General features: G+C 69.6%; 7 protein-coding genes and 1 pseudogene. 1 reads left to right on the top strand and 7 read right to left on the bottom strand.

Translation table 11 applies throughout. The annotated features are described in order from the left end of the window. Positions 1–86: 86 nt before the first annotated feature. The 6 genes from QZV81_RS01035 to QZV81_RS01010 form a co-directional block, all read right to left on the bottom strand. Positions 87–3,467: an error-prone DNA polymerase gene (locus QZV81_RS01035; protein WP_292831157.1), complete on the bottom strand. Its 3,381-nt coding sequence runs from the start codon at positions 3,465–3,467 to the stop codon at positions 87–89. Further along, positions 3,467–5,008 carry a DNA polymerase Y family protein gene (locus QZV81_RS01030; RefSeq protein ID WP_292831154.1) on the bottom strand — a complete coding sequence of 514 codons (1,542 nt, stop codon included), beginning with the start codon at positions 5,006–5,008 and terminating at the stop codon, positions 3,467–3,469. The genes QZV81_RS01035 and QZV81_RS01030 overlap by 1 nt, the downstream gene beginning before the upstream one ends. Position 5,009: 1 nt before the next feature. After that, a complete protein-coding gene (locus QZV81_RS01025; RefSeq protein WP_292831151.1) occupies positions 5,010–5,726 on the bottom strand; it encodes a hypothetical protein in 717 nt (238 codons plus the stop codon). Positions 5,727–5,936: 210 nt separating this feature from the next. Further along, positions 5,937–6,434, bottom strand: a complete 498-nt coding sequence (locus tag QZV81_RS01020; protein WP_292831148.1) for an HNH endonuclease — start codon at positions 6,432–6,434, stop codon at positions 5,937–5,939. Positions 6,435–6,628: 194 nt separating this feature from the next. After that, the gene (locus QZV81_RS01015) at positions 6,629–7,339 is read right to left on the bottom strand and encodes a M23 family metallopeptidase (protein ID WP_292831145.1); all 711 of its coding nucleotides are present in this window, start codon (positions 7,337–7,339) and stop codon (positions 6,629–6,631) included. A gap of 423 nt (positions 7,340–7,762) precedes the next feature. Continuing rightward, positions 7,763–8,470 carry a metal-dependent transcriptional regulator gene (locus tag QZV81_RS01010; protein ID WP_292831142.1) on the bottom strand — a complete coding sequence of 236 codons (708 nt, stop codon included), beginning with the start codon at positions 8,468–8,470 and terminating at the stop codon, positions 7,763–7,765. Positions 8,471–8,568: 98 nt separating this feature from the next. Here QZV81_RS01010 and serC point away from each other — a divergent pair, with 98 nt between their 5' ends. Beyond that, positions 8,569–9,687 carry a phosphoserine transaminase gene (gene serC, locus QZV81_RS01005; protein ID WP_292831139.1) on the top strand — a complete coding sequence of 373 codons (1,119 nt, stop codon included), beginning with the start codon at positions 8,569–8,571 and terminating at the stop codon, positions 9,685–9,687. 60 nt (positions 9,688–9,747) lie between these two features. On the opposite strand, the pseudogene QZV81_RS01000 reads toward serC, so the two are convergent. Then, a pseudogene (locus tag QZV81_RS01000) lies at positions 9,748–9,933 on the bottom strand (DUF3027 domain-containing protein); the annotation flags it as partial.

Raw genomic sequence — 9,933 nt, 5'->3', positions numbered from 1 at the left:
CCGTTTCGACACCGTTTCGACACCGGTTCGACACCGCGCGACGCTGACATCCTGTGCGCATCCCGCGCCGCAGGCCGCGCCGCGCCTCAGCGGAAGTCGCGCGAGCGGTGCTGAACCCCCACCTTCAGGTCTTCGAACGCATCGGCGAGGAGGTTCGTCACCCCCTCCGGCGATCGTTCCAGCATGCCCCGGACGATAAGCGCCGGACTGTCGCGCAGCACCCGGCGGTACCTGTTCCACACCCCCGAAGAGCAGATCACGTTCACAAGGCCGTGCTCGTCTTCCAGATTGATGAACGTGATCCCCGATGCCGTCGCCGGCCGCTGCCTGTGCGTCACCAGTCCCGCCACCTCGACCCTCCGTCCCTCTTCGTGCGCGCGCAGTTCGTGCGACGAAAGCACACCGCGCGCATCGAGCGACGCTCGGTAGTGAGCCAGCGGGTGATCGTCGGTCGAGATGCCCGTGGCCCAGAGGTCGGCGGCGAGCAGATCGTAGCTGGACTGATCGCCGAACAGCGGCGGCTGCACCGACATCAGCGACCCGGCGAGATACTCGCTGCGGTCCAGGGCTGCATCGCCCGCGAGCCATATGCCCTCGCGCCGCGAGATTCCCATGCTCTCGAACGCACCCGCGGTCGACAGCGCCTCGATCTGCGCGGCCGTCGCCCCGGTGCGGCGCACGAGATCGCGGAGATCGCGGAAGAGCCCGCGCGCGGTCCGCTCGGCGACGATCCGCTCGGCGAGCGGCTTTCCGATGCCGGTGACCGAGGCCAGCCCAAGCCGCACCGCGAACGCGCCGTCGCGGCGATGCGCGGCCGAGACATCGGGGGCGGTGGAATCGAAGTCCGGCACCGGCGGCTGGTGGCGGTCGGTGCACGAGGGCAGGCCGGTCGGCTCTCCTCGCCCGTCGCGGTGCTCGTCGGAGACCGGTTCGAGGCCGGCATCCACTCCGGACGCGTGGAGGTCGGGGCGCCGCACCTGCACGCCATGACGGCGCGCATCGGCGGTGAGCGTCGCCGGCGAATAGAAGCCCATCGGCTGCGCACGCAGGAGTGCCGCCAGAAACGCCGCCGGATAGTGCAGCTTCAGCCACGACGATGCGTAGACGAGCAGCCCGAACGACAGCGAGTGACTCTCGGCGAAGCCGAAGTTCGCGAATGCCTGGATCTTCGCGTAGATGTCATCGGCGACGCCCCCGACCAGGCCATTGCGCTCCATCCCGGCGTAGAGCTTCGCCTTCACCGACTCGATCCGCTCAATACCGCGCTTGGAACCCATCGCCCGGCGAAGCACATCGGCATCCTCACCCGTCAGGTCGCCGACGGCCATGCCCATCTGCATCAGCTGTTCCTGGAAGATCGGGATCCCGAAAGTGCGCTCCAGCACCGGGATGAGCTTCTCGTGCGCGTACGTCACTTTCTCCTGCCCGAGCTTGCGCCGCACGTACGGATGCACCGCCCCGCCCTGAATCGGCCCCGGGCGGATGAGCGCGATCTCGATCACGAGGTCATAGAACCGGCGCGGCTGCAGGCGCGGCAGCAATCCCATCTGCGCGCGTGATTCGACCTGGAACACGCCGATCGAGTCGGCCCGGCACAGCATGTCGTAGACGGCCTGCTCCTCCTTGGGGATCGCATCGAGATCCCAGCGCTCCCCCGTCGCATCCGCGATCTCATCGAAGCAGTACTGGATCGCCGCCAGCATGCCGAGCCCCAGCAGATCGAACTTCACGAGCCCCATCCAGGCCGCGTCGTCCTTGTCCCACTGGATGACGGTGCGGTTCTCCATCCGCGCATGCTCGATCGGCACGACCTCCCCGACGGGGCGATCGGTGAGCACCATGCCGCCGGAGTGGATGCCGAGGTGCCGCGGCGCCTTCAGCAGCTCCCCCGCGTAGGCCAGCACCCGTTCGGGGATGTCATGGGAGCCGGGCACCGGCCCCTCCCACCGCTCGACCTGTTTCGACCAGGCATCCTGCTGCCCCGGCGAATGCCCGAGCGCCTTCGCCATGTCGCGCACGGCGTTCTTCGGCCGGTACTGGATGACGTTGGCCACCTGAGCCGCCCGATCGCGCCCGTACTGCGCGTACACCCACTGGATGATCTCCTCGCGGCGCCCCGAGTCGAAGTCGACGTCGATGTCGGGCTCTTCGTCGCGCATCGCCGAGAGGAACCGCTCGAACGGCAGCCGGTAGAAGATCGAGTCGACCGCCGTGATGTCCAGCAGGTAGCAGACGGCGCTGTTGGCGGCCGAGCCCCGCCCCTGGCACAGGATGCCGCGCCGCCGCGCCTCTTGCACGATCCCGTGCACGATGAGGAAATAGCCCGGGAAATCCTTCTGCTCGATGACCGCGAGCTCGCGGTCGATGCGCGCGCGACCGTCATCGTCGAGATCGGGATACTTGCGCGGCACGGCATCCCACACCAGCTGCCGCAGCCACGACATCGGCGTGTGACCGCCCGGCACCGTCATCTTCGGCAGTGCGGGCTTGGCACGCCGCAGCGGGAAGGCCAGCTCATCGGCAAGCGACACGGTCTGTGAGACCGCCCCCGGGTACCGGCGGAACCGGCGGGCCATCTCGGCACCCGAGCGCAGATGCGCCCCGGCGTGCGAGGGAAGCCAGCCGTCCAGCTCGTCCAGTCCCCGGCCGGCCCGGACGGCGGCGACCGCCGCGGCCAGATGCACCTTCTCGGGCACGGCGTAATGCACGTTCCCCGTGGCGAGTACGGGCAGGCCGCGCTCGGCGGCGAGCGCGGCGAGCAGGTCATTGTCGCGCGTGTCTCGGGGACCGCCGTGATCGATGAGTTCGACGTGCACGCTGCCACGCCCGAACAGGTCGGCCAGCCGATCGAGCTCGGTCGCGGCCGCCGCGGGCCCTCCGGCGGCGAGCGCCTGGCGAACGGCGCCCTTGCGGCATCCGGTGAGGACCGCCCAGTGCCCCTCGGCCTGCGCGGCCAGCTCGTCCAGTCGGTACAGGGGGCGCCCCTTCTCGCCGCCGGCCAGCTGCGCGTGAGTGAGGGCCGCGGCGAGGCGGTGATACCCCTCTTCGGCGCGGGCGAGCACCAGCAGGTGCGATCCCGCGGGATCGGCTTGACCGGCTTGAGGCGCAGTCAGGCCGAGCGAGAGCTCGGCGCCGAACACGGTCTTCACCCGGAACTTCTCGGCCGCTTCGGCGAACCGGACGATCCCGTAGAACCCGTCGTGATCGGTGATCGCGAGGGCGTGCAGTCCCAGCCGCTCGGCTTCCTCGGCCAGTTCGGCCGGCGATGATGCCCCGTCGAGGAACGAGAACGACGAATGGGCGTGGAGCTCGGCATAGGGCACCGGGTCGTCGGGACGCTCGATCGTCGGGGGTTCGTATGAGCCGCGCTTGTGCGATAACGCCGGGCCGTCGCCGCCGTCGGGGGGACGGCCGCTCAGCAGCCGCTCCATCTCGGACCACGTGACCGAGGGATTGTGGAAGCCCATCAGTCGTACACCCCCTCGGCATGCCACGCACCCTCTTCGCAGACGAGCAGCCAGGCGCGCTCGTCGTCGTCGAGCACCTGGAACCGGTGCGCGTGACGGGCACGCGCCGGATCCCACCCGCGTTCGACGATCGGCCAGGGTCCCGCCCACCCGCGGATGCGGCGGCCGCGGCCGGCGGCCACGAGCACGGCGGGCTCTCCCGTCGGCTCGCCGCGGCCGTCGACGGCGACCATGTCACCGTCCGCATCGATCACCTCGACCGCCAGCGCCTCGGCGAACACCGTCGCCGGCAGCGGGCCCACGAGACTCCCCGGCCACGGTCGTGCGCGATCGCGCGTGCTCGTCACCGCATCCCCCCACGGGACGAGCACCTGGCGTTCGGCGAGCCACCGGCCACCCCCGATCACCGGGGTGAGCACCGCCCGATGACCGAGCATCGCCTGCACGCGTGACAGCGCATGGTGGACCCGCTCCTCCGGCCCCCCGCCGAAAAGCCTCGCCGTGTGATGGGCCGCGGCATCCACGCCCTCCGGCTCGATCCGCACGCGTTCGACGCCGCTGTGCAGCCCCTGCTCGGCCAGCTGCCAGCGCACGCGGTCGACGATCGCCGCGGCATCGAACGACCCCGGATGCAGCCACACCCGATCGCTTCGCTCACCCCGCTCACCGGTGAGCACGACCCTCAGCTCGGTGCACACGAGGTCCAGAGCGCCGAGGCGCGAGACGAACTCCTCCGCCGGCACGCGCACCCCGAAGGCCACCTGCTCGGCCGCCTCGACGGGCGGCTCGAACGCCACCTCACGGTGGAGCTCGGGTGGCGGAGTGCGCGCCGTCACCGGCTGCGAGTCTGCACCCGCGGCCAGTGCGTGCAGTCGCGCGCCGCGCGCGCCGAACCGCTCGATGAGCCGCGCCTCGGGCATGGCCGCCACGGCGCCGAGGGTCTGCACACCCAGCCGCGCGAACAGCGCGACGATGTCGTCCTCGGCGAGCACGGTGACCGGCAGCGGCGCGAGGAAGGATGCCGCCTGCCCGGCCGGGACGATCCGCACCGGCGCGTCGGGACGCGTGCCCGAGCGAGCCGCCTGCTCCGCCGTGAACGGGCCGTCTGCGATCCCCACCCGCACGTCCGGGAGTCCGAACTCGGCGATCACTCCCGCCAGCACGGTCGCCGCGGCCGCCTCACCTCCGTAGTACCGCGCGGGTCCTCTGGCGCGTAGCGCGCAGAGCCCCGGATGGCGCAGCTGCACACCCGGCGCGAGCTCTTCCAGTCGCGCGATCAGCGGCGCGAAGGCCCGCTGATCGCGCACAGGATCGGCGTCGGCGACCACCAGCGCCGGGCAGCGGGACTGTGCGTCGCGGCGCCGCTGCCCGCGCCGCACGCCCTCGGCGCGGGCAGTCGGCGAGCACGCCACGACCGCGCCCTTCGCGAAGATCGCGATCGGCAGCGCAGGGTCGGGGGGATCATCGCCGTCGCGGGTGAGCGCGACGACCGGCCAATCCGGCACCCAGACCACGAGGGTGCGTACGGGAGCGGTATCCATCTCACACCGCCGCCGGAAGGCGCTCGGACCGGTCCCAGCCCGGCGCCGGCACGGGTACTGGTGCGGCTCGGGGCGCGGCGAGAGAGCCCCCGGCATCCGGCAACAGCATGCGGCCGCGTCGAGGAACGGGAAAGCGGCGGCTCGAGACCGTCACCGTGAGCTCACGCTGCTCGAGCAATCCGTACCCGTCGCCGAGTCCCTCCCACGCGGGATCGGCGATATCGATCATCGCCTCGGTCTGCGGCCACGGCCCTTGCACGAGCAGAACCGACCCCCGCTCGCGCATGCGGGCGGCCAGGCGCGAGACCTCGGCATCCTTCGCCCGTGCGGGAGGACGGACGGCGACCACCGGCAGCACCTCGGCGATCGTCCCGACGACCGCCAGCCAGCGCTGCCCGGGATCGGGGATGAGGACCAGGTGCGACAGGTCGACCCCCGCGCTCTCGGCCGCTTCCGCTCCGAGGCGCGGCACCCCCACCACACCGCACCACGAGCCGTCGCGCGACGGTCGCGCGAGCAGCGCGAACAGCAGCGAGGTCGAAGATCCCAGCGAGTAGGCCGACCCGACACGCAGCCCCCCGCCGGGCAGCAGATCAGCCAGAGCGGGGTGCACCGGCAGCACGGGCGCGTCGAGTCGACGCCCCTGCACGCGCTCGAGCTGTGCGCGCAGACGCGTCACCTCGTCCGCGATCGCCGCGTTCCCCACGATCGACCTCATTCCGACAGGCTAGAACTTTTGTTCTACTTACTCAACCCATTGGAATCGAAGATATCCTCGAGATCCGACATCGCTCTCTCACTGCCACCTTGTCCCACTTTGTGCTGGTTTCGCTGTCCGGAATCAGCCACAAGTGGGACAACACCAGCCACAAGTGGGACATGGCCGCACGGCAGCACGGCCGCACGGCCGCCCGGCAGGGGGCGAGCGTCAGGCTGCGAGCGACAGGTAGGGCACCCAGGTCGGATCGGCGTGCTCGGTGCCGCGGACGATCCACTGGCCCCCGCGCGGCGGCTGGGGGACCCAGCGCAGCTCCCAGCCCATCTCCTGCGGGGTGCGGTCGCCCTTCACGTTGTTGCAGCGCAGACAACACGCGACGAGGTTCTCCCACGAGTCCGCGCCACCGCGCGAGCGGGGCAGCACGTGATCGATCGTCGTGGCGCTCTTCCCGCAGTACGCGCAACGCTGTCCGTCACGGCGCAGCACGCCTCGTCGTGTGAGCGGCACCCGCCTGCTGCCCGGCACACGCACGTAGCGGGTCAGCACGATCACCGCCGGCCGCTCGTAGACCCCGCGGACACCCCACACCGGGTTGTCATCGATGCACTCGACGATGGTCGCCTTGTCGTTCATGACGAGCACGAGCGCTCGCTTGAAGGAGACGATGGCCAGCGGCTCATAGCCGGCGTTCAGAACCAGAGTGCGCATGCGGGGTCCTCTCGGGCAGGGACGAAAAAAGGCACTGTCATGAAGACAGCGCCTTTTTTCCACGACGACGGTCGCGGCAGTCGTGCACATGATGCCGAAGGACATGGCGACCGATCGCGTTCGCTGACCGAACGCTCGGTACTCGATCCATCTGATCCCCCTCCGCGATGCGCATCGGGATCAGTGTAGGACAGTCAGCTGACGTTGGCCTGCAGCCAGCTCTCCGCGTTGACCCACGAACCGCTGACGTAGATCTCGAGGTGCAGGTGCGTGCCGTACGCGCGTCCGGTGTCGCCGACCTGACCGATCAGCTGCCCAGCCGTCACGGCCTGCCCGACCGTGACCCGACGCGTGCCGTAGCTCATGTGCGCGTAGAGCGATGTGACGGTGGTGCCGTTGATGTTGTGGGCGATCTTGACGTAGACGCCCCAGCCGCTGCTGCTCTCGGTCGATTCGATCACGACGCCGTCGGCCATCGCATAGATCGGCGTGTAGCGATCGGCCATGTAGTCCGTGCCCTTGTGACCGGCGTAGGGCGTGCCGAAGCTGTTGAACGAGGTCAGCGGACGCACCACCGAACCGGACGACGCGATCGACAGGGCGATCGCGCCGCTGTAGGCCGCCGAGGCGCTCGATGCCGCCGAGATCCGTGCGGCCGCAGCTGACTTCGCGGCTTCTTCGTCCTGCTTGGCCTGGATCTCCTGGGGCGTCGTCGCCGAATAGCTGTCACGGGCGAGCGCCTCGGGTGTGGCCTCGGAGGCGACGACGAGCGACTGCGCGTTCTCTGCCGCGACCTGCTGCAGCGTCAGCGCTTCCGCCGAGGATCCGGTGCCCGCGGCGAAAGCCGGGATCCCCACGGCCGCGACCAGACCGGCGACAGCGGTGACCGTCAAGAAACTGCGCATCGGGTGCACCGTCGTACGGGCAGGGCGGGCAAGGCCAGCAGGCCGCGCGGACTTCGCGATCTTCGCGGCGGCAACGGTCGTGCGGCGTGCAGGCCGCTGAGACGCGCTCCGGAGCGCGCGTCGTCGCTGATCTGGGGGCGTCGGAGCGGCTTCGGGTTCCGCCGACGAGTCGAGCTGTTCAGCCAAATTATCCTCCGGCGCCTCTGCATGTCTCCCGGTGAAGCAAGGAACTGCTGGCTCGTCGGCAATCAGTGTCAGGCACAGATGTACGGGTGCACCGAGCGAATGACGAACCGATGAGGCAACTCGCGCGGCGATCCTGTGGCGGGCTTCTCGCCGACGGACTTCCCCAGGGTAACGGAAGGTAACGAATAAGTCACTTCGAACAGCGGCGCGGCGCAGGGCCTCCCGCCAGGGTCTTGTTCATGCCCGCGGACGGACATCCACCAGGAAGATGTGCGAGGCGACCTCGACCGGCAGTTCGAGGCCGTCGTCCTTTCCGTCCATCTGGACGAGCACATAGCCCTCGCTGAAACGGTAGCTTCCGATGCCACCGGGGACCACTCCGGCATCCCGCAGCTGCTCGAGGAGCTCGGGGTCGACCTGCACCGGCTCGGCCAGTCGTCGCACGGTCCCGCTCACCGGGCCGCCGGTCTCGTGCAGAAGACGGACGAGGCCCACGACGCCCTGATCGAACGTGTTCGCGGGAACATCGCCGAGTCGCGCGAGTCCCGGGATGGGATTGCCGTAGGGCGATTCGGTGGGGTGTCCGAGCAGCTCGACGAGTCGGCGCTCCACCTGCTCGCTCATGACGTGCTCCCAGCGGCAGGCCTCTTCGTGCACGTACGCCCAGTCCAGACCGATCACGTCGCTGAGCAGGCGCTCGGCGAGACGATGCTTGCGCATGACGTCGACGGCCTTCTGCCGGCCGGATGCCGTGAGCTCCAGCGAGCGGTCGTCGGTGACGATCACGAGGCCGTCCCGCTCCATGCGTCCCACGGTCTGGGAGACGGTGGGACCCGAATGACCGAGACGCTCAGAGATGCGCGCGCGCAGGGGGACGATGCCCTCCTCCTCAAGCTCGAGGATCGTACGCAGGTACATCTCTGTGGTGTCGATCAGATCGGTCATGGCGGCCTCGGTGCACGGGTCGGAAATGCCGTCTCAGCCTATCCGCTTGTGAGGGTCGGGAGACCGGAACAGCGCGCGCCCGACCCTAGACTCGGTGCATGGCTCACGTGACGCTCCCGCGCGACATCCTGCCCGCCGACGGACGGTTCGGCTGCGGCCCTTCGAAGATCCGTCCCGAACAGATCGAGGCCCTTGCCGGGCCCGGCGCGGTTCTGCTGGGCACGTCTCACCGCCAGTCGCCCATCAAGAGCCTCGTGGGCCAGGTGCGCATGGGCCTGTCCGACCTCCTGCGCCTGCCGGACGGCTACGAGATCATCCTCGGCAATGGCGGGTCGACCGCCTTCTGGGATGCCGCGTCGTTCGGACTCATCGAGAAGCGTGCGCAGAACCTCGTCTTCGGCGAGTTCGGCGGCAAGTTCGCAGCGGCTGCCGGAGCCCCATGGCTCGACGCGCCGGACGTGCGCACCGCGGCACCCGGGTCGAGTGTCGCACCCGAGCCGGTCGCCGGCGTCGACGTCTACGCGTGGCCGCACAATGAGACCTCGACCGGCGTGGCCACCGCCGTCACCCGCGTGACAGGCGATGAGGGTGCGCTGACCGTGATCGACGCGACCAGCGCCGCCGGCGGCATCAACTTTCGCGTCATCGACAGCGACGTCTACTATTTCGCGCCGCAGAAGAACCTCGGCTCCGACGGCGGCCTGTGGTTCGCTGCCGTCTCACCGGCGGCCATCGAGCGGATCGAGCGGATCGCGGCATCCGGTCGGTACATCCCCGAGTTCTTGAGCCTGAAGAACGCCGTCGACAACTCACGGCTGAACCAGACGCTGAACACCCCCGCGGTCACGACGCTCTTCCTGCTCGACAAGCAGCTCGAGTGGATCAACGAGAACGGCGGACTCGGCTGGGCGGCCGCCCGGACGGCCGAATCCTCCGGCGCACTCTACGACTGGGCCGGGACCTCAGCCGTCGCGACGCCGTTCGTCGCCGACCCCGCCGACCGCTCACCGGTCGTCGTCACGATCGACTTCGACGATTCGGTGGATGCCGCGGCCGTCGCCGCGAGTCTCCGCTCGAACGGAATCGTCGATACCGAGCCGTATCGCAAGCTCGGACGCAATCAACTGCGCATCGCGACGTTCGTCTCGATCGAGCCCGACGACGTCCGCCAGCTCATTCGCTCGATCGATTACACGATCGAGCGCCTCGACGGCTGAGGTCGCTGCGCCGGGACACCGGCGCGTCCGCGCGGACGGCGCTGACGGCGTGGATGCCGATCAACGACCGCCGAACTCGTCCTCGTCGTCCTCGCCGATCTCGTCCTCGGCATCCTCGTCGAGCGAGTCGATGTCGACCCCGTCCAGGTCTCCGGAGTGCAGGATCGGCGAGCCGTCCTCGTCGAAGTCCGAGGCGTCCAGATCGTCGAGGTCGTCCAGTTCATCGTCGAGGTCATCGTCGAGGTC

It is taken from the genome of Microbacterium sp., from assembly GCF_011620665.1.
Taxonomy (GTDB): domain Bacteria; phylum Actinomycetota; class Actinomycetes; order Actinomycetales; family Microbacteriaceae; genus Microbacterium.
This window is presented reverse-complemented; position numbering and strand designations above follow the sequence as displayed.

What these genes read in the sequence shown, in the direction of transcription:
- QZV81_RS01035 (WP_292831157.1), bottom strand. Translation starts at nt 3,467, where the DNA reads ATGGGCTTCCACAATCCCTCGGTCACGTGGTCCGAGATGGAGCGGCTG.
- QZV81_RS01015 (WP_292831145.1), bottom strand. Translation starts at nt 7,339, where the DNA reads ATGCGCAGTTTCTTGACGGTCACCGCTGTCGCCGGTCTGGTCGCGGCC.
- QZV81_RS01030 (WP_292831154.1), bottom strand. Translation starts at nt 5,008, where the DNA reads ATGGATACCGCTCCCGTACGCACCCTCGTGGTCTGGGTGCCGGATTGG.
- QZV81_RS01020 (WP_292831148.1), bottom strand. Translation starts at nt 6,434, where the DNA reads ATGCGCACTCTGGTTCTGAACGCCGGCTATGAGCCGCTGGCCATCGTC.
- QZV81_RS01025 (WP_292831151.1), bottom strand. Translation starts at nt 5,726, where the DNA reads ATGAGGTCGATCGTGGGGAACGCGGCGATCGCGGACGAGGTGACGCGT.
- serC (WP_292831139.1), top strand. Translation starts at nt 8,569, where the DNA reads ATGGCTCACGTGACGCTCCCGCGCGACATCCTGCCCGCCGACGGACGG.
- QZV81_RS01010 (WP_292831142.1), bottom strand. Translation starts at nt 8,470, where the DNA reads ATGACCGATCTGATCGACACCACAGAGATGTACCTGCGTACGATCCTC.